The sequence below is a fragment of the Shewanella zhuhaiensis genome, assembly GCF_022484835.1.
Classification (GTDB): Bacteria; Pseudomonadota; Gammaproteobacteria; order Enterobacterales; family Shewanellaceae; genus Shewanella; species Shewanella khirikhana.
This window is the reverse complement of the sequence record NZ_JAKUDL010000010.1, coordinates 75,618-101,455: the sequence shown is the minus strand read 5'-3', so window position 1 is coordinate 101,455 and position 25,838 is coordinate 75,618. Positions and strand designations below refer to the sequence as shown.

Here is a 25,838-nt window from a genome sequence, read left to right as displayed (position 1 = left end):
ATCCCATTCCGAACTCAGTAGTGAAACGGAGCAGCGCCGATGGTAGTGTGGGGTCTCCCCATGTGAGAGTAGGTCATCGCCAAGCGCCTATTTCTGGTTTCCACTTTGAAAAGTGAAATCAAACAGTGTTGAAGAGGCCACCCAAGCGGGTGGCCTTTTTGCATTTGCGCACTCAGCTTTGTACTAACCACTGGCTTTTTGATTTCGCCCCTGCTTTATAAGAGTTTCTTAACAGAACTGGTTTACGCTATGGGTTAAACTGTGGCAATTGCTCAGGGAGATTGCTATGTTGCTGAAAATACTGCTGACGTTGGTTATTATATCCGCCGCTTATTTTTCATATAAAAAGCGCAAACCCGTCACCCCTGCAGTGAGTGCCAATGGCTTACTAACCCGTTATCTGGCGATAGGCACCCTGTTTACAGCGGTGCTGCTAAGCTCCGTTTGGCTTGGCTGGCGTTGGTACGATGGCAATCGGGTGTTGTCTGTTACCATAATTTCCCCAGCTGAGGGCGAACAGAAGACCTTCAAGGTGCGTAAACGCGATTTGGGACAGTCAGAGCTTGAAACCCTCGATGGCCTTAAAATCCGCTTGTCTTCCCAGGAGCGAATAATGATCTCCAGCTCTGACCAGCAATAAATCAACGTCTTATTTCAAAGATCTCTGCTTTTCATTCTGTGGTTATCGGGTAAACTAGCCGCGGTTTCAGATTGCTCCCCGTGTGAACGGGTTAGGGAGGCTCCATGATCACTGCGTATGTGTATGAAAATCGTCAATTGACCATACTCGAACTTGGCATTCAGGATCCCATCCCCCCGGCAACCTTGTGGCTTGATCTGTACAAGCCGGAAGACGAGGAGCGTGAGTGGCTGGCACAGTTCTCAGTTGAAGAGCTGCCGGACGAGGAAGACATCAACGAGATTGAAGCCTCGGCCCGTTTCTATCAAAACAGCGACGGTTTGCACATTAACTCCTTGTTCCCCCAGCGAGTGGGGCAGGATGTGCGCGGCGTTAACGTCTCGTTTAACCTCAGAACCAATTTCCTGCTGACCATCCGTGAAGAGGACGTGGGTCTTATCCGCTTGCTCAGAAACTACCTGCGTCTTGGCCGACTTGAAGCCTCCACGCCGCAGGAGCTGTTTATCGAGCTGTTCAATCTGAAGGTAGACTATCTATCTGACTTGATTGAAGACGTGTACACGGTGCTTGAAAATGTGGGCGAAGAAGTGTTCGAGAGCCAGGAGCTGGATGAAGTCTTCAAGCTTATCACCATTCAGGAAGATGCCAACGGCAAAATCCGCCTCAGTTTGCTCGATACCCAGCGCTCACTGCGCTACATGCAGCGCTATTACCGCGGCCAGCTGACCGACGAGGACATGAAGGATCTGCGGGAGATGCTGTCGGATATCGAATCTTTGATGCCCCATAGCCAGTTTATCTTCGACAAGCTGAACTTCCTGCTCGATGCCGCTATGGGTTTTACCAGTTTGCAGCAGAATAAAATCATCAAGATCTTCTCGGTTGCTGCAGTTGTGTTTCTGCCGCCCACCCTGATTGCGTCAAGCTATGGCATGAACTTTACCACCATGCCGGAACTGGAATGGCAATATGGCTACCCCATGGCCATCGCCATGATGCTGGCCAGTGCCGCGGGCACCTATTTCTTCTTTAAACGTAAACGCTGGTTGTAAGCTCAGACTTTAAACAGCGGGATAACGTCGGCGCTGGTGCGCTCGAGGTAATTGGGCTCGTTGATAAGGTTTTGCAGGGTGTGGAGTTTGCCGCGCATCATGCTCATGGCCACTACACAGCGATGGTAGGGGTTGCTGCAACGCTCCAGTTGACGGTCAAGGTTAAACACAAGGCACTCCAGCTGTGCCTTGTTGCACTCAGATCCTTCTATCACTTCACGGTTGAGCGTGCTCCTGAGCCGCTCCAACTCATCGGGTTGGTTATCGGCCATCCACAGCAGAGTATCGAAATCCGGCAAGGGTGTCATAAGCGCCCCCTTTAACACGTCTGGTGATTTTGGTGATTCTTCCACACTAGACAAAGGGGATTGCCAAGGCAAGACAACTTGGGTCTAAGCGCCGAGCGGCGCGGCTTTGAAGGTTATATACAGCAACAAGGCGCATCTGGAATAATGCGCCTTTCGAGTGGGTTCAGCTCTGGCCGTCCTGGCCGAAAAAGTAAGTTACCCGTTCTCGGGGATTGAGATAATTGAAGATTTTCTCAGGTAGCGCGGCGGGAGGCAGACAGCGCACTATGCTGAGCCCCTCGGCTTCAAGGTCAATAATTGGGGCCTGATCTTTTGGCACCAGCGCATCGTAAACCATGATCCTCGGGAACAGCAGCTTACTGAGGTTAACGGCCATGACCATACCGAACTGGCCACTGGTCAGTTCGACAACAGAGCCTGGCGGATAGATCCCCAACATACGGATAAGTTGACCGATAAAGTCGCCGTTGAGTTTACCTTTGTAATGTTTGAAAAGATAACCCAATGCCGCATAAGGGGTTTTTGCTTTGGAAAGGTTGTCAGGATGGCAAAGTTTGTCGTACTCATTCACCACAGCCGCAAGCTGTGACAGCTGGCATAACTCCTTGGCTTTTAATGCCTTGGGGTAGCCGCTACCGTCTAAAAACTCGTGATGATTGGTGATGACCGGTAAGGCTTTTTCGGGGAAATTCTCGGCAAGCTTCACCAACTCGGCACCAAACACTGGGTGTTGCTTAATAAAATTCTCTTCCGGTGTGGTCAGCGGTGTCTGCTTTTTCAAGATTTGAGCCGGTACCTTAAGCTTACCCACGTCATGGAACAGGGCACCCATGCCGAGTGCCTCAATTTCGCTTCGCTCCCAGCCCAGTTCCTTGGCTATGAGCATGCTCAGCACGGCCACGTTGAGGGAGTGGTAGTAGATGCCATCGTCTTTTTTGGCATCGCCCATCAGGTGCAGTACCAGGTTATCGCTGTCGAGCAGCTGGCTGGTGATGTCGTGGATAAGGGCTTCGGCATCCTGAATTGCATTCAGGGGACGGCTTCGCAACTTGCTGATAAGGCTTCGCATTTTGGCAAGTGAACGGTCAAATTCCTGCTCGGTTTTGCCCAGTTCGCGGCGCATCTTCTTCAGCTTGTCGATTTGCTCTTGCTTCTTTTTGTCGAGGGTTTCCCGCAGTGGTTCCAAAGACTCAGCAGGCGCTGGCTTATTCGCAGCTTCTTCTTTCAGCGGCGGCACATCGCTGCGATCGAGATCGACAAACACATGCTCAATACCCAGGCTTCTGATCAGCTGAATTTGCGCTTCTTGTTTCAGGCGAAAGCTGTTGAATAAAAAAGGGTGGTCCTTCCAGGCAACAGGCAGGCGAACAAAGTTGCCAACCTGCAGTTGGTTGACGCTAACCTTACAACATTTATTCATATGGGGTCAGTCAATTACGAGAGGGTTAAGTTTAGCCCAATGGTAATACTTTACAATTACTTAACTGACGTGTCAGCATAGTAAGACATAAGAATTCCCTGAGTGTGACATGGATTTTATCGAAGTATACCCAAACGCGATACCGGATGAGCTGTGCGATCGCTTAATTAGTGTGCTGGAACAACATCCCGGCGTGGTTGATGGCAAAACCGGCAATGGGGTGGACAAAGAGAAAAAGCTCAGCCGGGACATCACACTGGACGCCTTCAACGAGTTAATGCCTATTCGCAACGAGCTGCTCGGCTATGCGCTCAAGGGCACAGTGGATTACTTTGACAAGTATTCCATGGCGCTGATGGGGGCGGTTGCCGTGCAGGTGGCGGACGAGCAGGGCAAGCCGGTAACCCTGACTCCGGCAAACTATGACACTCTGGGCCATCCACGCGCCGATGCGCTGGTGAAATACCTGTATCGCAGCGGGACCATCAATATTCAAAAGTATCCCAAGGGTAAGGGTGGCTACCCGCACTGGCACTCAGAGCAGTTTCCCCAAAATGGCCATAACGAAGCGCTGCACCGGGTGGTGCTGTATATGTTTTACCTGAATGATGTTGAAGAGGGCGGCGAGACCGAATTTTTCTATCAGGGCCGTAAACTGAAGCCGACCAAGGGCACTATGGTGATTGCGCCCGCAGGCTTTACCCACACCCACAGAGGCAATGTGCCGCAAAGCTCAGATAAATACATAGCGACTTCCTGGGTGATGTTTAATCGCGCCGAGCAGCTGTACGCGCAGCTGGGGCAGTAGCTCGCGCCGCTTAGCGCCGTCCACTACAGATTATGCTAAAAGAGATTATGCAAAAAGGCCGCAATGCGGCCTTTCTTTTTTAACCCGATTTACCCACAGAACAGTTACAGCGGGATGCGGATCCGAAACAGAGCGCCTTCCAGTATGGACTCTTCAATGGTCAGCACGCCGTTGTAGCTCGATACGATTTCGTGGCAAACCGCAAGCCCGATACCCTGGCCCGGACTTTGGGTGTCGGCCCTCACGCCGCGCTCGATAATCTTTTGCCGCAGGCTTTCGGCCACGCCGGGACCATCGTCTTCCACCCTGAGTTCAAATTCGCCCCGGGCGTTGATTTCGGCGCTCACCCGCACCATGCCAATACACAGCCGGAAAGCATTTTCCATCAGGTTGCCACACAACTCCATAATGTCGCCTTTATCGCCGGGGAACAGCAACATAGGAGGAATGCGGGCCGAAAACTGCACATCTTTGTCGCGATAGATTTTAAATAGCATCTGCGACAACTGAGTCACCAGTGGCAGCAGCTGGGTTTGCTCCTGCTTAAGGCCTTTACGACCGAGCATGGCGCGCTTGAGCTGATACTTCACCAGATGATCCATCTGGCTGACCTGTTCCATTACCTTTTCGCCGGCTTCCTGCTGATGCAGTGCCCTGTCATCCAGAATGGCATGCACAGCAGCCAGCCGGGTTTTGAGGCTGTGGGCCAGGTCATTCATGGCGTTTTGATAACGCTCCTGCTGGGCAGCAGATTGCTGCAGCAGTTGGTTAAGTGCCTGGGTAACGCCCTCAAGCTCAACAGGATAGCCGTCCGACAGTGACTTGGCTTTGCCATCGGCAATGGATTTGAGTTCTTCCTGCATCCGCACCAGCGGACGCATCCCCCAATAGGCGGCGCTGACCAGCAAAATCAGCGCCAGTACCAACACCAGTGCCAGCCTGAAATAAGTGCGGCGGCTGAACTTGCTGTATTCCTGCTCCAGCTTCTCGGCATCTTTCATCACCAGCAGGTTGTAGTGCACCTTGGCGATATCCACCGACAACATATAGATGTAGTAGCCGCGATTGTCGGATAGCGTCAGATAGTAGGGCGGAGACTCGCCTTTGATTTCGGCAAAGCGCTCACAGGTATCGAACAGGCCCCGATCAACCGCCATCGAAGAGGTCCACACCTGCTTGAATCTGTCATCGCAGCTGGCCATGACGTAGCGCTCGGTTTTGCGGTTTTCTTCAAGCCAGGCGCTGGTGTCGGGGATAAGGTCGTGCTCGCGCAGCTCGGCCGCTACCTGAGGAATTTCGGCGATCAGCTGGGCGGTTTCTTCGTTGTAGGAGTTTTGCGCATGGAGGATGTTCACCATCCAGGCCAAACCAAAGCCCACCAGAGTAATAATCGACAGGGATGTGAGGTACATCCTTGTCAGCAGGCGGCGTTTGGGTTTGAGCTTGAAGCGCATGGCTTAGTTACAGGGCAGGTTGAATTTGTAGCCCTGGCCCCGAATGGTCACTATGGGGTTATCCATACCATCCCGGGTCAGCTTTTTACGCAGGCGGCTTACCATCACTTCGATGGTGTTGGGATCGCCTTCTTTGTCGCCGTATATCACATCCAAAAGTCGCTGCTTGGCGACCACTTCATGGCTGTGACGCATCAGATATTCGAGGATGAGATATTCAAAGGCGGTGATTTCGAGGATTTCTTCATCGAGGGTGACCTGCTTGGCGGCAAGGTCGAGCACCAAAGAGCCTGAGGTGATTTTGGGTTTCACAAAACCAGCGCTGCGGCGCACCAGCGCATCGAGACGGGCAACCAGCTCTTCTTTTTGAAAGGGTTTTACCAGGTAATCGTCGGCTCCGGCATTCAGGCCTTCCACCTTGTCCTGCCAGTTAACCCGGGCGGTGAGAATAAGAATGGGCGCTTTGAGTTCGGCGTCGCGCAGACGGGTAATCAGTTCAATACCGTCCTGATCCGGCAGTCCCAAATCGACAATGGCAACATCGATGGGATAGTTGGTCGCCTGAAAAAAACCTTCCTGAGCCGTGTTGGCTACCTGTACCTGATTGCCCAGCTCAGTGAGCTGAACTTTGAGGTGGTGTGACAGCAAAGGATCATCTTCAACAACCAGAATTCTCATAACAGGGTTCCCATGCAAATTTCGGCCAGTTTACGTGCTAAAGGCTTGAGAGTAAAAATTTTCCACTATTCTATGACGAATATTCTTAATGAACGCTGACCGGTAAGCGCCCAAGCCCTTGTCTGCCTGAGTGGATGCGTTACAATCCGTGCACTAAATTGACCCAGGAATTTACACCCATGAAAAACATCGCCAAATTGATGCTGGTGTTGCTGGCAGGCGTTGCCCCAGCGGCCTATTCCACCACCTTTACCTTTACGGCCATTCCCGATGAAGACGAAACCAAGCTGCGCAGCCGTTTCGAGAAGGTGGCTGACTATTTGGAAACCCAGCTTGGCGTGGAAGTAAAGTATGTGCCTGTGAAGTCTTATTCCGCTGCCGTGACTGCATTTCGTAATAATCAGGTGCAACTTGCCTGGTTTGGCGGTTTGTCCGGTGTGCAGGCCCGTCGTTTGGTGCCAGGCTCTGAAGCCATTGCCCAGGGCTACGAAGACCAGTTTTTCAAAAGCTATATCATTGCTCACCACAGCACAGGCCTGACCCAGGGCACTAACTTCCCGGCCATTGGCGGTTACACCTTCACCTTTGGCTCCAAAGACTCAACCTCTGGCCGTTTGATGCCGCAGTTCTTTATTGAGCGCAACCTGGGTAAGCGTCCTGAAGATTTGTTTAAGCGCGTGGGTTTCTCCGGTGACCACAGCCGCACTGTGACCCAGGTTGAGGCCGGTGTGTATCAGGTGGGCGCGGTCAACTACAAGGTATGGGACTCCATGGTGGAAGCCGGTAAAGTGGATACCAGCAAGGTGCAGGTGGTGTGGGAAAGCCCGGCTTACCCTGACTACCAGTGGACCATCCGCGGCGACGTAAACAAAACCTATGGCGACGACTTTAAAGCGAAAGTCACCAAGGTACTGCTGGAGATGAAAGACCCCGATCTGCTGTCTTCTTTCCCACGTCAGTCGTTTGTGCCTGCCGATAACGAAGACTATCAGCCAGTTGAAGACGTGGCCAAAGCCATCGGCCTTATCGACTGATTATGCTTGATATCCAAGGGTTAACCCTTGCCTATGCTGACCGGGAGATCCTGCGCGATCTCTCGGTTTCGTTTAGGGCAGGGCAAAAAGTCGCTATTCTGGGTGCCTCGGGGGCCGGGAAATCCACCTTACTGACGCACCTGCATCAACGTTTGGCCGCTGATGCCGCCCTGTGTGCCCAAAGCCAGGGGCTGGTCGAAGGCTTAAGCCTCTTCCACAATATTTATATGGGGGCGCTGGCCCGCCATAATGCCTTGTATAACCTAGCTAATCTTGTCAGACCGTTCGGCTCGCGTCTGGATGAAGTGCACAAGATTTGCCAAAGCCTTGAGCTCGAAATGCCTGCCTCCACCCTGGTGAGCCGCTTGTCCGGCGGTCAGCGGCAGCGGGTAGCCATTGGCCGGGCGCTGTATCAGCAAAAATCCATTTTTCTGGGGGACGAGCCGGTTTCAGCACTCGATCCTGCCATGGCCGACAGGGTCATCCAGCATATCAATCGCAGCCACGAAACTGTGGTGATGGTGCTGCACAACCGTCATCAGGCGCTGACCCATTTCGAGCGTATTCTTGGGCTTGCGGATGGCGGCTTGCAGTTGGATGCGCCGGCTGCCAGTTTGCAGTTGGCAGATTTGGACCGTTTCTATTCCGCCGAAGACGGCAGCGATGCCGTTCACGACGACTTGAGCCAGGCGATTACACCCGCAGCGCATCCGGGAGAGTCCCGGTGAAAACAGGCTTTTTTGGCCGCTGGCAGCGGCTGACCCTGGGGCTGTGGCTGGTGTGTTTCGGCGCTTTTTTCTTTGCCGATACTGAAGTTATTGCCCTCGAGCCCTGGAATGAACTTGGCCGCATGGCCAAGGGCTTTATTTCCCCTGACTTTCTGGCCACCGATCATCTGTTTGAAGCCCTGTGGCAAACGGTCAGCTTTGCGCTGCTCGGTGTTGCGTTGGGGCTGGTTATCGGGATCCCGCTGTCGCTGGTGTACCACAGGCCCTGGGTTGCAGCGTTTTGCGCCTTTATCCGCGCTATCCATGAACTCTTTTGGGCACTGCTATTTTTGCAGCTGTTTGGTCTGTCGCCCATTACCGGGGTGTTGGCGCTGGCGCTGCCTTACGGCACCACCTTTGCGCGGGTGTTTTACGATATTCTGTGCCGTGCCCCCAAAGATACCGGCAGTACCTTGCCAGCTGGCACGGATGCGGTCAGCCACTATGTGTATGCCAAAGTCGTGCATGTGCTTCCGGAGCTTCTGGCCTATGTGCGTTACCGCTTTGAATGTGCGCTTCGAAGCAGTGCTGTCCTTGGTTTTGTGGGCATGCCCACGCTGGGCTTTCATCTGGAAAGTGCCTTTAAGCAGGGACATTACAGCGAAGGCGCTGCTCTGCTTATTCTGTTTATTATCCTGATTGGCACCTTGCCCTATTGGTGCAAAAAGGCCCTGTTGCCGCTGTATCTGCTGGCTGCGGTGGTGTTCTTGCCGCCTGTGGCCGCTATCGATGGCATGCTCATCTGGCGCTTTGTCAGCGAAGATATCTGGCCTTATGCCATTCGTCAGTGGTTTGGCGGTGAACTCACCCTGCTGCCAGCGCTCGCCGACACAACCAACTGGTTGATTGCGCTGCTTAAAAATCAGGCATTGCCCGGCATAGGCGCGACCCTGCTGCTGGCTTTTGCGGCGCTGGGACTGACCCATATTCTGGTGCTGCTGATGTTGCCACTTGGCTACCGACCTTTGGTAGGCCGCCTTGGGGATTGGCTCAGCCGAGGCTGGCAACTGCTGCTTCGCTCGGTACCTGAGTACATTCTGGCGTTTGTGTTTATGTTGCTGCTTGGCCCTTCAATGCTGCCGGCCATTCTGGCGCTGGCGCTGCATAACTCAGGTCTGATTGCGTTTTTAACCAGCCGCAGTGCCAACCGCTTAAGTCCGGGACCAGAAGATAAAGCGGGGCTGGATGGCTTTGGCTATCGGGTGCTGCCGGTGATCTATCCCGGCATGATGGCGCTGCTGTTTTATCGGTTCGAGGTGATTTTGCGGGAAACCGCCATTCTCGGCATGCTCGGCGTGGCGACTCTGGGCTTTTACATCGACAGTAATTTCTCGGAAATTCGCTTTTCAGGTGCTTTGGTACTGATGGCAGTAACTGCCTTGGTGAACGTGGTGGTGGACGCTGCGGCCCGCCGTGCCCTTGGGCAGGAGAGCCGTCAGCGGGAACGCTGTTAACGCATTAATATCTAATCAATATTATGCCGCAGAGGCCTGTGCTCTGGCGCGTTTTAGACGAATGATGCCTTCACAGCACCAGGCGGCATTGGTCACAAAGGCCATAACCCCGCTCATGATGCACACCAGGCGTACCCAGGGCGCACCTGCGGCAAGGCGCATGCTGACATAATCAAAGGTCGCGACGCCCCACACAGCCACCAGGGCGCCAAGCAGCACCAGTTGCAGCGCCCGCAGCGCATACTCGCGGCCGAAACACAATAAAGGCGCCGCGGCAAAGGCCAGGGCGCCAACGAGGTTACTGTATCTTAAGAAGTGTGCGCCGGTGAGCAAACAGGCCAGCACAATCAATAACACACGCCACCACATAAAATACCTTATCAAATTAGTCTGGATTGTGATGTCAGCTTAACGGTAACGGTGGCGGTGGTCTTTAAGCTGCATCACATATCCATGATTTATCGCCTCAGGGGGCGCTGTTTGCTCAGTTGCCGAGCATGGCTTTGAGTTCATTGCGCTGCTCGTCAGTCAGTTCACTGTCTGAGAGGATCTCTTTGAGCATCTTGAACTGAATTGCCTGACTATCGACGCTGTGCAGCTCCATTGCCAGGTCTTCATCGCCGGCATGATGCAGCACCATCACCCTGTGGCCATCTTCATCCAAATCAATCTGTTGTACGCTGGAAATCACAATTTTACGGATTGAGTCACCAATCCGGGACATCTCTTCGGCCCGAGCGCTAATCTCTTCGCTGCGGCTTTCCATTTCGGCTTCGCGAACCCGCAGCTGCTGTTTCAGTGCTTTAAGCTCAGCAATGTCGCCCTTGCTGATCACATGGGTTTTGCCGCTGCGAATGGATTGCAGGGTGTTAATGATATCGGCGCGGCTTTCGTTATCGAGCGCTGACAGCTTGTTATCAATCAGCGCCTCGTCGGCCAGCTCGTCACCTTCCAGAGTAAAGCTTGAGCTTTCACCGTCTTTGACCACGGTAATGAACACCTTCTTGGGCGAATCCGCTTCCATGGTGACTCGCTCAACTATCTCCCTGGGGGCCTTGGCCGCCCCTGTGGTCACCTCAGCATCCGAGGGCAGACTGGATGGCGCGGCCAGCAGCTCGCCAGATATCAGCGCAGTAGACAGAATAGCCGGGGAAAGCAGGGCAGAAACAACGAGACTGGAAGCGAGCAGCGCATTGGTTTTCATAGCAATTATCCTTTTGTTGTCGATAAGAATTGACCCTAGGTCCATCACAGATAAGGCGATAAGCGTGCCAAAATCGTAAAATTCATGTAAAACAAATGGATGCGTTTATTTGAAGCAAATCCGTTGCCAGCCGGCCGCCTGATTTCGGGAAGCGGATTTCCTGAAATGAGGAAATCTTTGTAGAAGAACTGGCAAGGTTGCGGATGTTACTCGAAAGGTCTGCGCGTTAGCTGCTGATTTAAAATAAGAATTGCAATTTATTGATTGCGGGGCTTAACTGGCACTCTTTTTGTTATCTCCTGAGTAGCCGTGTCGGTTGCCCTGATTTTTGCCTGCTACGGCAACTGCGGGCACAAGCCACACAGACGTTTTGATATAACAAATCGATACAGGATGACTCATGTCGATAAAACACTATCTGTTTGCACTCTTTGGCGGCTTGATCCTGCTGCTGGGGCTCAGCCAATTGCTGATAGGCGAGGCCCTCAAACAGCAGCTGGATGAAGATCTGCGCAAAGACTCTCTGGCCCTGTCGCGTCAACTGGTGGACATAGTCGTTGAGGATTTGGGTGAAAATCTGCAGTTTGTGCAAAAGGTGCACATCAACCGTGATGAAGCGGAGATTTCGCCCGAAGACAGGGTTCTGCTGGAGACGCTCAAAGTCGAGGTGCCAAGCGAGTCTGAGATTATCGAGTTGCAGCAGCTCGAAGTTGGCCGCGCAATGGCCGAAGTGGAGGCCAAACTCGAGGCTCGCGCTGAGCTTGAACAGGAGGCGATGAGCGAGCAACACAGTGAAAATTCAGCAAGGTACCGCGAGCGGGATGAACAGATCCGTCAGACCCTGTCCCTGGAGCTCGAAAAACTGTCGCGGATGCAGGAGCTGCTGACCCGTGAATATCAGCAGGCGCTGCACCAGTCGCTGGACACCTTAACCATCAACACCAGCGAGACCGACGATGGCCGCCGGGTGATGGTGGTGCGTACCCGCGATGGCACTCAGATTGAACGCAGACCACTTGAGCTTAGTCAGAATAACGTATCGGAGGCTCTGAGCCGCTTTCGCGAATGGATGGCGGCGCTGATTTTGGTGTCGTCGATGCTGGCGCTGATTTTTGTGTATTGGCTCAGCCGCCGGGTCAGTGGCCCCTTGAGTGAGCTGGCGCTTGGTCATCGCAAACTCGGTGAAGGTGAGCTTGGTTATCAGGTTGCGCCCCGTGGTGTGGATGAAATCAAAAAGATGCTCGAAGGCTTCAATGCCATGAGTAATAAGCTTGCTGAGCTTAGTGCCCGGGAGCAGCAAATGACTAATCAGCAACATTTGGCGGAACTTGGCGAAATCACCCGTGGTATCGCCCACAGTCTGCGCAATCCACTGCATACGCTGGGGCTGCTGGCTGAAAACCAAAGCGCCAGCGAGGACAGTGAAGAGCGAGCCCGTCAGCTTGGGCTAATTCAGCAAAAAATTGCCATGATGGATAAGCACATACAATCGCTGCTGACGCTATCCTCCAGCGAGGTGGACCGCAGTCGTCCTGTGCCGGTAAATGCGGTGGTGCAGGATATTTTGCTGGAGCTTTCAGTGGCGGGCATCAAACCCGAGCTTAAGCTCTCGGGCTTTGATACCGAGTACCGGCTTGCGGGAATGGAATCTGAGGTGCGCAGCATTCTTCATGCGGTGATGATAAACGCCATTGAGGCGCAGCCGGGGCAGCAATCGCCCTGGCTTGGGATTGATATTGGTTATCAGGGCGAGAATGGCAATTGCGGACTGCTGATCGCGGTGACAGACAAGGGCCCCGGCATAGACGATAGCCTTATCGCCCGCCTGGGCCAGCCCCACGTGACAACCAAGCCCGAAGGTACCGGCATGGGGCTTTACATTGCCAGCCGCCTGCTTGCCAGTCACTATGGCGGCAGGCTCAGTTTCGAGCGACTTGCCGAGGGCGGCAGCCGGGTGAGTGTGTATTTCAGCAATGGGGAGAGCAGATGACGCTGGAAATTTTGGTCGTCGAAGATGAACAGGGGCAAAGGGAACTGATTGTTTCCATGCTGAAAAGTGAAGGCTACCGCATTCGGGAAGCCGACTGCGTAGAAGCCGCCATTGTCGAAATCAAGGCCCGGACACCGGATCTGGTGTTCTCCGACTGGAAGCTTGGCAGCTTAAGTGGCATGGATTTACTCAATTTCGTCAAACGCGAGTTCCCCGAAGTTGGCTTCATCATGGCCACGGCCTACGGCACCATCACCAATGCGGTGGACGCCATTCAGGCCGGCGCCGACGATTACCTGACCAAGCCATATCAGCGCCAGGCGCTGCTGCTGGCTATCTCAAAAGTGGCGCGATCCCAGGCACTTAAGCGTGAAAACAAGGCGCTCAGCAGTGCCTTGTCACACCAGCAATCGCTGGTGGGGCTGGTGGGCAAGGCGCCCTGCATGCAAAAGGTGTTCGACCGCTTAAGCCGGGTCAGTGGTACCGATGCCACAGTGCTGATTGGCGGCGAGAGCGGCACAGGTAAAGAGCTTGCCGCCAGGGCATTGCACCAGCTTTCCCGCCGCGCCCATAAGCCGTTTATCGCCATTAACTGCGGCGCCATTCCTGAAAATCTGGCCGAAGCCGAACTGTTTGGCGCTGAAAAGGGTGCCTTCACCGGTGCCACCGCGCTGAAGGTGGGTAAACTGGAAGCGGCTGATGGCGGAACCGTATTTCTCGATGAAGTGGGCGAGCTGCCACTGCTACAACAAACCAAGTTGCTGCGTTTTTTGCAGGAAGGGGTTATCACCCGTCTTGGCGCCCAAAAAGAGCAGCAGCTGGATGTGCGGGTCATTGCTGCCACCCACAGAGATCTGCGCCTCGAAGTGGCCGAAGGGCGTTTTCGCGAAGACTTGTTTTATCGCCTGAATGTGGTGCCGGTGGTGATGCCGCCGCTGCGCGAGCGACGTGAAGACATAGGTCGACTGATTGAGCATTTTTTGCGGCTGCACTCGGGCCAGTATGGGCTGGATGTCGCCAATATCAGCCATCAGGCGATGCGCTTTTTACTCGATTACCACTGGCCCGGGAACGTAAGGGAGCTTTCCAACCGGATAGAGCGCTTTGTGCTGCTCGGGGATGAAGCCGAGCTTACCCAGGAAAGCGGCACCGCCATTGCCAAAGATGAATGGCAGCTGCCTGATGAAGGTATTGAGTGGGAAGCCTTCGAGGCCCGCTGCCTGGGACAGGCGATGGCTCGCTTCGATGGCAACCGCACCAAGGCCGCCAAGTGGCTTGGTATGAGCTACAAGGCGTTTTTATACCGCCTGGAGAAACACCGTTTGGTGTAGTGTTTGCCGGTTCATCTGCAGATGTCAAAAGGCCGCACAGTGATAACCTGAGTGCGGCCTTTTTGTTTTTTGGAAATGGCGTTCAAACGCGAGTGACGTTTTTGCCTGCCTCAGGGTTAGCTAAGCAGATCGCTCAGCAGGCTGGCAAGGATGCCGACACTCACCAGCAGGAACAGTGCTCCGGTGATAAGGTCGATAACCGGGCCAATACGGACCAGCGCCTGCTTAACGCCGGGTTTGGTCAGCAGCAGCGCCAGTAAGCCAAACCAGGCGAAGGAGAGGGCAAACATCAGCAGCAGCAAACTCAAGCGGGTTTCAGTGTTAACCTCAGGGCCAACCATGGCGGAAAACAGGGTCAGGAAAAACACCAGCGCCTTGGGGTTGAACAGGTTGGTGTAAAGGCCTAGCCTGAGCCCGCGGCCATTGCCAAGGGCAGGCTCGTCAGCGGCCGGGGTGTCGGTCAACTGCTGACTTTGACCCTCGGCCCAGTGCTTTCTCACCCAGTGCTTTCTCACCGACAGCAGCGCACCCACGCCCATGTAGCCAAGATAAATCGCGCCAATCGCCTGCACCAACACAAACAGCCAGGGGGTGGTGTGGATTATCAGGCCCAGCCCGGTAAGGCTTGCCAGCGTATGCACCAGAATCGCCAGTGCTATCCCAAGCGCCGTCATCAGCGCCACAGACCGGGGCTGACGGGTTGAGACTCTGAGCATGATGGCAAAGTCGGGGCCTGGGCTTGCCAGTGCCAGGGTGTGGATCAGGGCGATGCTGCCAAGCAGCGCGACGTCTATCATTTGTGGTTCCGGGTGGCCTGTCGGTAGGCCTTGGGTGAGGTTAAAAAGGCTTGCCTGAAATGGCGGTTAAAGTGGCTTAAATCACAAAATCCGTGGGCGTGGGCGATGTCGGTCAGCGACAGCTCATCGGCCAGCATCAGACTCTTTTTGGCGCGCTCAAGCCTTAGCCGCAGTTGCCACTGGTGTGGGCTTATCCCGGTGGCGTCGCGAAAGCGGCGCAGCAGCGTAAAACGTCCAAGGCCGGTAGCATCGCTAAGCTCATCCAGTGTCACTGGCTCGGGGCTGTCGGCCAACATGGCCTTGGCAAGCTGCACATGGGGGCAAGGGTTAGCCACCTGGGCTATTGATGGTGGGCTGACCCAAAACAGCTGCTCGCAAAAATCCAGCAGCGCGGTTTGCTCCATTAAGGGATTTTGCTGCTGATACAAGAGCCCATGCAGGGTTAAAAACCGCTGGTACAGGCGCTCGTCGCGCCGAAGCGGAGAGACGAAACCAGTGCTTTTTACCCCAAGTTCGGCGGCCGCCTGCTGCAAATGCTCAAGTGGCAGCGACAGTACCCGCACTTCGTAGCCGTTTTCAGTGGCGGCTGTGCCATCGTGGCATTCATCCGGGCTCAGGGTTGAGACCTCACCTGCACTCAGACAATAGCTTTGGCCGCGATGATGAAACGCCTGGGCGCCGCTTATCACCACCCCAAAGTGCACATCTTCATGGACATGGCGGCCAAAATCGAACTGGCGCAAAAATCCATGGCTCAGCTCTGCCCCTTTGAAGGTGCGGCTTTGTCTGAATTCAAGAATTTCCTGTTGCATCTGCCACCTGATGTGAAACAATTTAGCCCAGTTTACGGGGCAGTTCCGGCCGCAGGCTAGAAAAATATTGCAGCGGCATGGACGCAAATTTGCGACAGCGGAGAGAAGTGTGAAAGGACAGATTTTACGTGAGATGCGGGTTCTCAAAGCCATTACACCGGACTTTGAAGTGCAGCGACGGGTAGCCTTTATCAAAGCCAAGTTGCGCGATGCCCACAGTAAGACCCTGGTACTTGGGATAAGTGGTGGGGTGGACTCGTCTGTTACCGGCCGCTTGTGTCAGCTGGCGGTGGATGAACTGAACAGCGAAACCGGCAGCAGCGACTACCGCTTTATTGCCGTGCGCCTGCCATACCATGTGCAAAAAGATGAGCACGAAGCTCAGATGGCATGCCAGTTTATTCAGCCTTCCAAGCTGGTGACTGTGAATGTTGGTTCAGGCAGCGATGGCGTGCACACTGAAACTCTGGCCGGTTTCAAGGCAGCAGGGCTTGATTTGCCGGAGCAATCCAAGGTCGATTTCGTTAAAGGCAATGTGAAGGCGCGGATGCGCATGATTGCCCAGTACGAAATTGCCGGTTTAACCGGCGGGCTGGTGGTGGGAACCGACCACAGCGCCGAGAATATTACCGGCTTCTATACCAAGTGGGGCGATGGTGCCTGCGATTTGGCGCCGCTATTTGGTCTCAATAAACGCCAGGTACGGCAGGTGGCCCGTCATTTGGGCGCACCGGAAGTGCTGGTGACCAAGGCGCCAACGGCGGATCTTGAGTGCGACCGCCCGGGTCTTGAAGACGAAGTGGCGCTGGGGCTTAGCTACGATCAGATTGACGACTTCCTCGAAGGTAAAGACGTGCCCAAGTCTGTGGAAGACAAGCTGGTGGGTATTTACAAGGCGACTCAGCATAAGCGTCAATCCATTCCAACCATCTACGATTAATCAAAGCGCCGGCAGTTGCCGGCGTTTTTTCATGGGGATGTGCCGCCGCAGCCGGGGGCGCATCCTCAACGCCGTTTTATCCCAACAAGGAAAGTTAACTCGATGAAAACGCTGTTGATTAAAACCAGTAAACACCTGGTGATAGCCATGGTGTATGCCACTCTGGGGGTTGTGATTACCGCTCTTGGGTTTGGCATTTGGTTTTTAAACAGTCGCGCTGACCTTGCGCCCTGGCACACCAAGGTGCTGGAGAATCGCTTTACTCAACACAGCCGTGATGCCAACTTTGCCGACTATCTGGCACGGGAAGCACGCCTTAAAGCCGAAATTGCCGAAGGGTTCGCTGGCGCATTGCCGGATGCAGGCTCGCCGGTGAACCGCTATGTGCGTGGCAGCTTATCCGATCCCAGCCATTGGCAGCAGGACTGGAATTGGAGCTACGAGTGGCCCAATCCCACAGCAAATTATGGTGTGCTCTTTATCCATGGCATGTCTGACTCTCCCTACGCTTTATCTAACCTGGCAGCCGATTTTAAAGCCAGTGCCCACGTGCTTGGGCTCAGATTGCCAGGTCACGGCACCTTGCCCTCTGGGCTTGTGAGTCTTGAGTGGCAGGATATGAGCGCCGCAGTGGCGCTGGCGATAGGTCATCTTAAAGCCGAGCTTGGTAACAAGCCGCTGTATATCGTGGGGTTTTCCACCGGCGCTGCGTTGGCGCTGCATCACGAACTTAAGCGCATTGAGGCTGGCAAGGCGCCCGACAGCCGCGCCATGGTGTTTTTATCTCCCGCCATCGGGCTTGCGCCTGTGGCACGTGGCGCATACTGGCAGGCGCGTCTTGGCGAATGGCTGGGGCTTGAGAAACTCGCCTGGAATGCCCTTGGCACCGAATATGACCCGTTTAAGTATATGTCGTTTGCGGTCAATGCCGGGGATGTGGTGTACCGGCTTGCCCAGGAGAATCAGCGGCAATTACTGTCATTGAGCCCCAGTCAGAAGGCAGCGCTGCCGACGCTATTGACCTTTCAGTCGATGGCAGATGATACCGTTTCCAGCCGCGCCGTGGTCGAGTCGCTTTATCTCAATCTGGCCGAGTCTCGCCATCAGCTGGTGCTGTATGACGTTAATCGCAGTCCGATAAATCAGCGGCTGACGCTGTGGGATCCCAAGCTTGAACTTGAGCCGCTTTACAGCTCTCCGGCGATGCAGGCGACAGTGGGCGTGGTGCAAAACCAAACTCTGGAGGATGGCAGCCATCCACTTTCGGTCGAGTTTAAACCTGTGGTGCCGGACGGTGAGGCTACAGCGCTTGGGCGCAGCTGGCCGATGAATGTGTACTCATTATCCCACGTGGCGCTGCCGTTTTCCAAGTCCGACAGCCTCTATGGGCCGGGGCTTGTGCCCCACAAAGACAGGATCCAGATTGGGGCGGCGGCATCGCGGGGTGAGCGCGGCATTTTTGCCGTCAGTGCCGATGAAATGCTGCGCCAGAAGTGGAACCCGTTTTATGCGTTTCAGTTACATACCATCAAAGGATTATTCGATGCGCCCCAGCTGCAGTCAGAGTTGCAACAGGGCGTAACAGACACGGCGCATTGATCGCAGCAATCTGCAAACCACCATGAAAAAAGGCCACAGGATAAACCCTGTGGCCTTATTTTTATCCGTTTAGCTTGTTGAGTTTGCTTACTTTAGCTTGGAGGCTGCCTTATTTTAGTTTGGCTCGGGGGCCTGCTCCTGCTCGCGGCCAGGCGCATCATCGTTTATCAAGGTGCAGATGACCCGGTTACGGCCACCGGCTTTTGCCTGATACAGGTTGTCGTCGGCAACCTTGAGCCAGGTTTCCAGCGAGTCTGAGAAACTGGCGTTGGCCACCAGAGCACCGACCGAAATTGACAGATACAAGGGTTCATCGGCGCCGGGGATGCTCACAGGATGCCGCGCCAGACGTTCGCGGAACAGGTTGAGGTGGTGCTCAATCTTAAGGGCATTGGTCATTGGCAGGATCAGCAAAAACTCTTCGCCACCGTAACGGGCCACCAGATCCGAATCCCGCTTGAAGCTCTGTGCCAGCAGTGTTGCCACCTGTCGCAGGCATTCGTCGCCTGCCAAATGGCCGTGGTTATCGTTGATGGCTTTAAAAAAGTCGAGATCCAGAATAACAACCGCAATGGCTTCGCCGCTGCGCTCACACAGGGCTTGCAGCGGCGCAAAGCCTGCCACGGCATGGCGACGGTTATAAAGACCGGTGAGGGCGTCTCGTTCGGCAAGGGCCTGCAGCTTCTGATTGGCCTTCTCAAGCTCGAAGGTGCGGGTCGCGACCTTTTCTTCAAGCTCCAGCTGGTAACTCATTAATTGGCGCTGACTGGCTTTGAGGCTTTGATACAGGGTTTGCACTTCTGCGGGCGCATCGGCAGGCAGGGGCTTTGGCTGCTCACCTGGGCTGCTGAATTCGTTGGCAATGGTTTCAAGCGAGCCGGTCAGCATCCGGCTTATCAGCCGCGCCAGGTAAAAGCTTATCACCATGCTGATTATAAGCAGTATGCAGGTGCGCAAAAACTGGGTTTCAGCCAGCTGCATTAAGGGAGCGAATGGTGACAGCACCAGCAGTCGCCAGCCATTTGGCAGCAGCTCTTCGGCATAAATGTACTCGGGGTTTGGATTGTCCAGATCGTGCAGGTTAATCAGCTGCAAACTGGTGCGGTACTCGCGGCCACTTTCGGCGGAGGCGAATTCACTCAGCGCTGGAATATCCAGTGGCGCCGATGCGTAGATAACCCGGTTATTGTCATCGGTCAGCAGTAAGAACTGCTCGGAGTGATGACGATTCTGGCGGTCGATAAGTACAAAGCGATTCAAATCGAGCGAGCCTTCCAGAATGCCCGAAGGGTGGCGGACATTCGCCTTGCCATACACAGGGGCGCTGATGGCCACAATGGGATCGCTGCCAAATCCTCTGCCGAGGAACACCGGTGAGATAAAAGGCTTCTGATTATAAAAGGCTTCTTTGAAGTAGTGGCGGTCGGCTACGCTGTATTCACCTTTTTGGATAGCATCGTCCATCATCCGCGCTGCCGGGCTTGCCGCCACTATGTTGCCTTGCTCGTTGGCAACCAGCATGGTTAAAAAGGCAGGGTAACCATGGTTGAACTGGGTAAGCCAGTCCTGCTGTTTTTCGGGGGAGTCTCCCATCATCGACAGCCACTGAGCGCCCTGAGTAATCGCCTTTTGGTGTTCGCGCAGGTAATCAAAAGTGGATTGGGACAAATGCACCGCATTGTCCTGCAGATTCTTTTTAATCAGCTCCTGCTGGCGCTCAATAAAAAACTGATTGAACAGCAAGGCGGCAACCAGCAGCGCCAGTGAGATAAACAGGGTAAAGCTGTAGGTGAGTTTGTCGCTGAAACGCACCGGCGCCTTGCTGTGGCTGGTGGTATTTTGCATCAGGGCGGGCAATATCATCAGTAACAGTGCACCCAGCCCTATGTAAAACAGACCATTAATTGCCTGTTTAAAGGCGATAAAAGGCAGGTGGCTTGCGGGCAGCGGAGTGAGGGTCAGGCCATAAAGATAGAACAGTGGCATACCAATCAATAGCCAGAATCCCACCCCGGCATAGAGGGAGTAGATGCCGCGGCGTTTGGCCAGCGCCAGCACCAGGGCTTCAAGTGGAAATATCACAAACACATGTTCGGCGCCCCAGATAGCGTACAGGCCGGCAGCACAGGCCAGTGCCACGGCCACGGCATAACGAGGCCCAAGAATGACGGCGGCAATCACATAGGCGGCATTGCCCAAAATCAGCTGCACGTTGGCAAACAGTGGCAGCGGATACAGGTTCAGTAAAAAGCCGCAAATGGCCAGAATAATTGCAGTGCGCGGCGGCGATGCAGTAAGAAAAGACAGCAAGAATGATTTCCCAAAAATCAGCCAAGTTTCTGATACTTACTTTAGAGCGTTAACGCTTCGTTCACAACAGGCAACAGCGGTAACTGCTGAATTTGACGGCTGTGTCAGTAGTATTTTGGTCGATTGTTCGCTTTGGTTGGGGGAGTGATAGTCGTGATTTGAAAACGAAAAAGCCCAGCATTGCTGCTGAGCTTTTTGTTGAATTTGGTCGGTATGAGACGAGGCTGATTGGACCTGACTTCTACCAGCGATTTAGCCAGCTTAATCCCAAGCCTCAACGTGCTGTTGCGACCGTTGTATCGGTGTCAAATGGCATGACGACAGTGCAGCACGCCGATGGCAGCTATCAGACAGTGTTAGGGGAGGGTATTGCCAGCGGCAAGGTTTACATCATCGATGGTCAGCTCCAAGGCCAAGCCGCCGACCTGCCATTTACTGAGATAGAGGTTTAAGGACTGTTTAAAAGAGCGGTAAAGGCTCGCTAAGGGCTTTTAGTTTTTGTCATTCTTGGCGGCGTGATTTGTCATTCTTGGCGGCGCGCTACAATTTAGACTGCGCGCTACTGGTTCTGACAAAGTTCCTTTGGGGAAATAACAAAAAAGCCCAGCATTGCTGCTGAGCTTTTTTGTTGAATTTGGTCGGTATGAGAGGATTCGAACCTCCGACCCCTGACACCCCATGACAGTGCGCTACCAGGCTGCGCTACATACCGATATTGCTGAGTGGCTGCGCAGTGGCGTAAAGCCGTTGCCGTCTCAACGAGGCGAACTTTATCAAGAGCCGCCAAGCAGTGCAAGCCTTGATGACAACTATTTGGTTTGATTGCTTAGTTTGTGTCCTAAGCAATCATTTTGTCGTCAAACACCGTCTGGCAGGGCATTTCAGTGACGATAGAGACGCCGTCCTTCGCGCATCACCTGGATAAGATCCGGGGCGCTGAGTTTCTTGTGCAGGCGGGTCTTGAAGTCGCTGCTGTAGATATCGTATTTGCCGTGGCGGTCGATAACCGTGATTTCATCGTCCTGATAAATGGCGAAGAATCGGTTGTCACCCACATACACCCAGGGCTGTTCGCTTGGTACCAACAACTGGCGCCCGGCACTGTAGTCGGTAGTGGGGTTGGTGCAGCCTAACACCTTGGTCATCAGGGTTGGCGCCAGGCCGTGATGGCTGGTGGCATAGTTCACTGTACCGGTTTCACCCTTGGGCCAGTGAATAATCATAGGTACCCGCACCGCCTGGGGCGATAAATCGCGGCGCGCCTCTGACTCATTGCTGGTAAAGGCCTTGCCGCTGACACCGGTGATAATCACCAGGGTATCGGTGGGCAGGGACTCAACAAGGGCTTTGATTTCACCGTCGATAAAGTACAGCGACTGGCGGTACTGGTTAAACAGTACCCGTTGCGCCGGCGCCATGCCCTGTGGCGCCTTTATGGTTTCGATACCGGCAAAGCCGATGGGGGTGTCGTAGGTTTCGGCGGCGCCAAAGTTTACCAGCGCAAACCAGGGGCTGTGCTGTGATTTGCGCCAATTATCAAAGGCTTCGCGGCTTTGAATGTCCGCCAGTGCCCGTGACTCGCTGTCTTCCACCAGGGTGGCAGCAAAGTCATTGAGGGTCGCCAGTGGCCGAGGACTGAATTCGTTTGAGGCGGGGCCAAAGCGGGCCAGTTGATAACCGGCAGCCAAAAAGCCCTGGGTAAGCTCCGGGGAGCGGTTCTGGAAGTCTGATGCGCCCATGTAGCTGCCCTGCAGGCCGTACATCAGCGAAAACATGCCACTTTGGAACTGATTGCCGCCGCTTAAATGCTTGTCAAATTGCTGATTGGCCGCCGCATATTGGCTTAAAAACGGCATGGTTTGCGGGTTCAGCATGTCGGCCCGCAGACTGTCGATGGCAAGCAGTAGTACGTTGGGCTGGCTGCTGGCACTGCACTCAAGGGCTGACAGCGGATAGCTTAAGGTTTGTAAATCCTCCGGCCCCAAATCGCGGTCGCGGCTGTCAATGCCGTGGGATTCCATAAAGCTCTTGGCGGTGGCGGGGTAAAACAGCGGGTAGGCGTCATCGTAGCGGGTGATGTCTTTTACATCCGCCGCATCCCCCCAAATATGGATAAGGTGACTTGCCACAAAGCAGGCGCCAATCACGGCTGCCACTTTGCCGCCGAGGTGACGCTTTTCAATTTTGCCAATCCGCTTCCACAGGAAGTTGGCAGCGGTGAGCTCCAGCGCCAAAATACCAATGGGGGTCACTATGTAGGAGGTGCCTCTGAGCAGCGAGTGCAGATCGGCCCAGGCCACGTCGAAGGCAAAGGGCGACAGGTGCACGCCGTAGTCGTCGTAGACTATGGTGTCGTACAGGAGCACACACAGCCCGAGGGTGGCCACTGTGGCCGCAAGACCGCGGAGGATCTTCGAATAAGGTAACAGCAGGGTGACCGGGAACAACACCAACAGGTAAACCAGAAACGCCAAAAAGGCGAACTGACCGACGCTGGCCAGCGCCAAATAGCCCCAGCCCATCAGGGTTTCGGGCAGGCCGACGGTTTCCAGATAGCGGCTGCCGACAATCAGTGCCAGAAAGCCATTAAACAGGGCAAACCAGTGGCCCCAATTGACCAACCGGGAGACCTTGTCACGCACCAGTTGTTGTTTCCTTTCGACCATGCCGCTCGCTCTTTATCCTTGGGGCTGGTTAACACCTTGGTATCTTAAGCACTTTTTCTGTGCCTGTGCCAGTTTTATCAGGCTTTGGAGACCGATTGCACCAGTACTTTGGCAAATTGTTCTGCCACGGCGGCGCGGCTGGCGGCCGGTACCTTGGTTTCCAGCAGGTGGCTGACGCTGTTGCCCAGTATCATCAGGCTCAGATCGGTGGGGGCCTGATGCTTTTCAAGCACCGCCAGCACTTCGGCGAGCAGGGTTTCTACTTGGGTATTGGAGTATTTGGATTGAATTGCCATAGTCAAAAAATGATTCACAAAGGATTGGGTTAGCGGCATATAATACCGGATTTCCACGGCTATCACTATCAAGGCGTATGACGATTAAAGTAGAACAGGCCATCATTCATGAAATCGCCCAAAACCATGAGGGGCAGTTAAACTGCCGTCTTCGTCCACAGCCGCTGCTGAACAGCCAGGCGGTGGAGCTGATGCTTGAAGAGCTGCATCAGTCCTACACCAGCAAATCCGGTAAGGGTTTTGGCTTTTTTGGCACCCACGGGGATGATGGCGAAGCCAATCCGGCCTTTGCCAATGGTCTGAAAGACTACCTCGATGGTGGCCTCGGCTTTGTGGAGTTTACCGGTCTTGCCAGTAAGCTGTTGCAGGAAGAGCTTGGCAAATACGATTTCAGCCAGGGCGGCTTTTTGCTGATGGCTTGCTACCGCCATATGGCGAGCGACTATCTGTTTGTGGCGCTGCTGAGCGCCAAGTCATCCATGACCGTACTGGACGATATGGAGCTGACCCAGGTAAATCATTTGGATCTCAGCAATATTCAGCTGGCGGCCCGTATCGATTTGACCGACTGGCAGGCCGATAAAGAAAGCCGCAAGTACATCTCCTTTATCCGTGGCCGCGCCGGGCGCAAGGTGGCGGATTTCTTCCTCGATTTTATGGGCTGCGTTGAGGGCATTAACCCCAAGGCACAAAACAAGAGCCTGATGATTGCGGTGGAAGACTTTGTTGCTGGCAGCGAACTGACCAAAGACGAGCGCCAGGCGTGCCGAGACAAGGTGTTTGACTACTGCTCCGAGCGTTTCGATGCAGGCGCCGAGGTGGACATTAAAGATCTGGCCGATGAGCTTGCCGACTCTGGCATGGACTCCTTCTACGATTTTGCCACCACCGGCGATTACGAGCTGGAAGACGAGTTCCCGGTGGACAAGTCGACCCTGCGCCAGCTGAAAAAGTTCTCTGGTACCGGCGGCGGTGTCACCATCAGTTTCGATGGCCATCATCTGGGCGAGCGGGTGATTTACGACCCCATCTCCGACACCCTGCTGATAAAGGGCGTACCGGCGAATCTGAAAGACCAGCTGCATCGCCGTCTAAAAGGCGAGTAAGCCACTTATCGTTAGCCGATGCAGGCACACTGACTAAAAAAGGCGACCTACGGGTCGCCTTTTTGTCGGCTTACTGATGCCGCTTTACCGATACCGCCTTACCGATACAGTACTTACTCAAAGCTGATGCCAAATCTGCGTTCTAACTATGGCTGTGCTTGCAGACGTTTTCGCTGAAGATGGCTGCGCGTTAACTGCTATTTGGCAGCTCATTCGCCGAAGTTTGGCTATTCGGCGCAGCTGCATTTCGGGCGCATTTGAAGCCTTTTTATCGCCGCTATACCTCTTCTGTACCGCTGCTAGACCTATTCTATACCGCTTCGGGCTCGATTTCCGGCAGTCCCACCCAACTGAATGAGCGCTCGACAAAGGCCATGGCATTGTGATGCACACACTCGCCATGGGCAACAATCAAATGTTCAGGTTGCCAGCGCCTGAACTGGGCCACCGCTGCTTTGGCTTTGTGACGACCTTTCATAAAGGATAAACGCCAGTCCAGTGGCGTCTTGCCGTTGGGCGCAAGAATGCCGGTGATGCGGGCAATAGGCCGCTGCCACGCCTTAAAGTGGCCTGGGCTGAAGTTTTCAATTAAATCGGTAAGGATAAGGGTGCGCGAACTCTTATGGAAAAACACGGCTTCTTCCATGACTGGCGAGCCTTTAAATATGCACTGCTCAATCTCACCTAGCCATTCAGCGGGCACCTTGTCGGTAAGATCGGCATCAAAATGCAGATGCTGGCATTTGGCAGCCACCCCGGGCGCCGCCCATGCGCTGGCATCAGGCCAGCGAGCCTGCCAGGAGGCCACAAACAAATGGTGCAACTTATTGGGGGCGATAAGGTAAGCCACTTCCCCAAGGGCATTGACCTGAGTTATCAGCTCATCATGCAATTCAATGGGGGAGTGCACCCACAGCTTGCCATTTTTCAGGCGCACTATGGTCATGCGGGTGGTATAAGGCATGCCGTAAAAAGACACGGCGGGGCCATCAAACACAAAGATGTCGGGGGCGAAGCTAATCATGTCATCTCCTTTGACTGCCGGACAAAGTAAGGTAAGCGCGCCTGGGCAACCGCGATTGTACGCTTAATGCACAGGCTGCACATCAGGCAATGGTACTGCTCGCTGCCCACCGGCTAACACTTTGGAACAAGCCGTTGGCGAGCGGCGT

The 25,838-nt window shown here is 54.3% G+C and carries 24 protein-coding genes, 1 tRNA gene and 1 rRNA gene; 13 read left to right on the top strand and 13 right to left on the bottom strand.

Features of this window, described 5'->3' with window-relative positions; translation table 11 throughout:
• The 3 genes from rrf to corA all read left to right on the top strand — a co-directional run.
• Window positions 1-85, top strand: a 5S ribosomal RNA gene (gene rrf, locus MJ923_RS19380); the annotation flags it as partial.
• A 201-nt stretch (window positions 86-286) separates the two neighbouring features.
• A complete protein-coding gene (locus MJ923_RS19375) occupies window positions 287-640 on the top strand; it encodes a hypothetical protein (RefSeq protein WP_240592499.1) in 354 nt (117 codons plus the stop codon).
• Window positions 641-744: 104 nt separating this feature from the next.
• Window positions 745-1,692, top strand: a complete 948-nt coding sequence (gene corA / locus MJ923_RS19370) for a magnesium/cobalt transporter CorA (RefSeq protein WP_126166692.1) — start codon at window positions 745-747, stop codon at window positions 1,690-1,692.
• A 2-nt stretch (window positions 1,693-1,694) separates the two neighbouring features.
• Here the strand turns inward: corA and MJ923_RS19365 are convergent, their stop codons facing one another.
• Window positions 1,695-2,000, bottom strand: a complete 306-nt coding sequence (locus tag MJ923_RS19365) for a DUF3135 domain-containing protein (RefSeq protein WP_240592498.1) — start codon at window positions 1,998-2,000, stop codon at window positions 1,695-1,697.
• Window positions 2,001-2,163: 163 nt separating this feature from the next.
• The gene (locus MJ923_RS19360; RefSeq protein WP_240592497.1) at window positions 2,164-3,420 is read right to left on the bottom strand and encodes an HD-GYP domain-containing protein; all 1,257 of its coding nucleotides are present in this window, start codon (window positions 3,418-3,420) and stop codon (window positions 2,164-2,166) included.
• 109 nt (window positions 3,421-3,529) lie between these two features.
• On the opposite strand from MJ923_RS19360, the gene MJ923_RS19355 reads away from it, so the two are divergent.
• Window positions 3,530-4,228 (top strand): 2OG-Fe(II) oxygenase, encoded by a 699-nt coding sequence (locus MJ923_RS19355; protein WP_240592496.1) that lies wholly within the window; start codon window positions 3,530-3,532, stop codon window positions 4,226-4,228.
• A 104-nt stretch (window positions 4,229-4,332) separates the two neighbouring features.
• On the opposite strand, the gene MJ923_RS19350 is transcribed toward MJ923_RS19355, so the two are convergent.
• Together MJ923_RS19350 and MJ923_RS19345 are read right to left on the bottom strand one after the other, a co-directional pair.
• Window positions 4,333-5,682, bottom strand: a complete 1,350-nt coding sequence (locus MJ923_RS19350) for an ATP-binding protein (RefSeq protein ID WP_240592495.1) — start codon at window positions 5,680-5,682, stop codon at window positions 4,333-4,335.
• Window positions 5,683-5,685: 3 nt separating this feature from the next.
• Window positions 5,686-6,360, bottom strand: a complete 675-nt coding sequence (locus MJ923_RS19345) for a response regulator (protein ID WP_240592494.1) — start codon at window positions 6,358-6,360, stop codon at window positions 5,686-5,688.
• Between the two features lie 179 nt (window positions 6,361-6,539).
• Here MJ923_RS19345 and MJ923_RS19340 point away from each other — a divergent pair, with 179 nt between their 5' ends.
• The 3 genes from MJ923_RS19340 to MJ923_RS19330 are packed head-to-tail and all read left to right on the top strand — an operon-like array spanning window position 6,540 to window position 9,615.
• Window positions 6,540-7,394: a putative selenate ABC transporter substrate-binding protein gene (locus tag MJ923_RS19340; protein WP_240592493.1), complete on the top strand. Its 855-nt coding sequence runs from the start codon at window positions 6,540-6,542 to the stop codon at window positions 7,392-7,394.
• Window positions 7,395-7,396: 2 nt separating this feature from the next.
• On the top strand, window positions 7,397-8,122 hold the full coding sequence (locus MJ923_RS19335) for an ATP-binding cassette domain-containing protein (protein ID WP_240592492.1): 726 nt from the start codon (window positions 7,397-7,399) through the stop codon (window positions 8,120-8,122).
• A complete protein-coding gene (locus MJ923_RS19330; RefSeq protein WP_240592491.1) occupies window positions 8,119-9,615 on the top strand; it encodes a PhnE/PtxC family ABC transporter permease in 1,497 nt (498 codons plus the stop codon). The genes MJ923_RS19335 and MJ923_RS19330 overlap by 4 nt, the downstream gene beginning before the upstream one ends.
• 21 nt (window positions 9,616-9,636) lie before the next feature.
• Here the strand turns inward: MJ923_RS19330 and MJ923_RS19325 are convergent, their stop codons facing one another.
• Both MJ923_RS19325 and MJ923_RS19320 read right to left on the bottom strand, forming a co-directional pair.
• Window positions 9,637-9,984, bottom strand: coding sequence for a hypothetical protein (locus MJ923_RS19325; protein ID WP_240592490.1), 348 nt, complete (start codon window positions 9,982-9,984; stop codon window positions 9,637-9,639).
• Between the two features lie 115 nt (window positions 9,985-10,099).
• Window positions 10,100-10,819: a hypothetical protein gene (locus MJ923_RS19320; protein WP_240592489.1), complete on the bottom strand. Its 720-nt coding sequence runs from the start codon at window positions 10,817-10,819 to the stop codon at window positions 10,100-10,102.
• Between the two features lie 400 nt (window positions 10,820-11,219).
• Between MJ923_RS19320 and MJ923_RS19315 the strand changes: the two genes are divergently transcribed.
• Both MJ923_RS19315 and MJ923_RS19310 read left to right on the top strand, forming a co-directional pair.
• Window positions 11,220-12,809 carry a sensor histidine kinase gene (locus MJ923_RS19315; protein WP_240592488.1) on the top strand — a complete coding sequence of 530 codons (1,590 nt, stop codon included), beginning with the start codon at window positions 11,220-11,222 and terminating at the stop codon, window positions 12,807-12,809.
• The gene (locus MJ923_RS19310) at window positions 12,806-14,140 is read left to right on the top strand and encodes a sigma-54-dependent transcriptional regulator (protein WP_240592487.1); all 1,335 of its coding nucleotides are present in this window, start codon (window positions 12,806-12,808) and stop codon (window positions 14,138-14,140) included. Before MJ923_RS19315 ends, MJ923_RS19310 begins: the two co-directional genes overlap by 4 nt.
• Before the next feature lie 116 nt (window positions 14,141-14,256).
• Here MJ923_RS19310 and MJ923_RS19305 read toward each other — a convergent pair whose 3' ends face one another.
• Together MJ923_RS19305 and MJ923_RS19300 are read right to left on the bottom strand one after the other, a co-directional pair.
• Complete coding sequence (locus MJ923_RS19305) at window positions 14,257-14,937, bottom strand: LysE family transporter (protein ID WP_240592486.1); 681 nt, start codon at window positions 14,935-14,937, stop codon at window positions 14,257-14,259.
• Entirely contained in the window at window positions 14,934-15,749 is an 816-nt protein-coding gene (locus MJ923_RS19300; RefSeq protein ID WP_240592485.1) for an AraC family transcriptional regulator, read from the bottom strand. The genes MJ923_RS19305 and MJ923_RS19300 overlap by 4 nt, the downstream gene beginning before the upstream one ends.
• 109 nt (window positions 15,750-15,858) lie before the next feature.
• On the opposite strand from MJ923_RS19300, the gene nadE reads away from it, so the two are divergent.
• Both nadE and MJ923_RS19290 read left to right on the top strand, forming a co-directional pair.
• A complete protein-coding gene (nadE, locus tag MJ923_RS19295; RefSeq protein ID WP_240592484.1) occupies window positions 15,859-16,689 on the top strand; it encodes an ammonia-dependent NAD(+) synthetase in 831 nt (276 codons plus the stop codon).
• 102 nt (window positions 16,690-16,791) lie between these two features.
• Window positions 16,792-18,288: an alpha/beta hydrolase gene (locus MJ923_RS19290; protein ID WP_240592483.1), complete on the top strand. Its 1,497-nt coding sequence runs from the start codon at window positions 16,792-16,794 to the stop codon at window positions 18,286-18,288.
• Between the two features lie 114 nt (window positions 18,289-18,402).
• On the opposite strand, the gene MJ923_RS19285 is transcribed toward MJ923_RS19290, so the two are convergent.
• Entirely contained in the window at window positions 18,403-20,598 is a 2,196-nt protein-coding gene (locus MJ923_RS19285; RefSeq protein ID WP_240592482.1) for a sensor domain-containing diguanylate cyclase, read from the bottom strand.
• Window positions 20,599-20,756: 158 nt separating this feature from the next.
• On the opposite strand from MJ923_RS19285, the gene MJ923_RS19280 reads away from it, so the two are divergent.
• On the top strand, window positions 20,757-21,050 hold the full coding sequence (locus MJ923_RS19280; RefSeq protein WP_240592481.1) for a hypothetical protein: 294 nt from the start codon (window positions 20,757-20,759) through the stop codon (window positions 21,048-21,050).
• A gap of 183 nt (window positions 21,051-21,233) precedes the next feature.
• Here the strand turns inward: MJ923_RS19280 and MJ923_RS19275 are convergent.
• The 3 genes from MJ923_RS19275 to MJ923_RS19265 all read right to left on the bottom strand — a co-directional run bounded on the left by MJ923_RS19275 (window position 21,234) and on the right by MJ923_RS19265 (window position 23,560).
• Window positions 21,234-21,310, bottom strand: a tRNA-Pro gene (locus MJ923_RS19275).
• A gap of 169 nt (window positions 21,311-21,479) precedes the next feature.
• On the bottom strand, window positions 21,480-23,264 hold the full coding sequence (locus tag MJ923_RS19270) for a DUF3413 domain-containing protein (RefSeq protein ID WP_240592480.1): 1,785 nt from the start codon (window positions 23,262-23,264) through the stop codon (window positions 21,480-21,482).
• Window positions 23,265-23,341: 77 nt separating this feature from the next.
• Window positions 23,342-23,560, bottom strand: coding sequence for a YejL family protein (locus MJ923_RS19265; protein WP_240592505.1), 219 nt, complete (start codon window positions 23,558-23,560; stop codon window positions 23,342-23,344).
• 77 nt (window positions 23,561-23,637) lie between these two features.
• On the opposite strand from MJ923_RS19265, the gene yejK reads away from it, so the two are divergent.
• Window positions 23,638-24,666, top strand: coding sequence for a nucleoid-associated protein YejK (gene yejK / locus MJ923_RS19260; RefSeq protein ID WP_240592479.1), 1,029 nt, complete (start codon window positions 23,638-23,640; stop codon window positions 24,664-24,666).
• A 310-nt stretch (window positions 24,667-24,976) separates the two neighbouring features.
• On the opposite strand, the gene MJ923_RS19255 is transcribed toward yejK, so the two are convergent.
• The gene (locus MJ923_RS19255) at window positions 24,977-25,690 is read right to left on the bottom strand and encodes a DUF4336 domain-containing protein (RefSeq protein ID WP_240592478.1); all 714 of its coding nucleotides are present in this window, start codon (window positions 25,688-25,690) and stop codon (window positions 24,977-24,979) included.
• Between the last annotated feature and the right edge of the window lie 148 nt (window positions 25,691-25,838).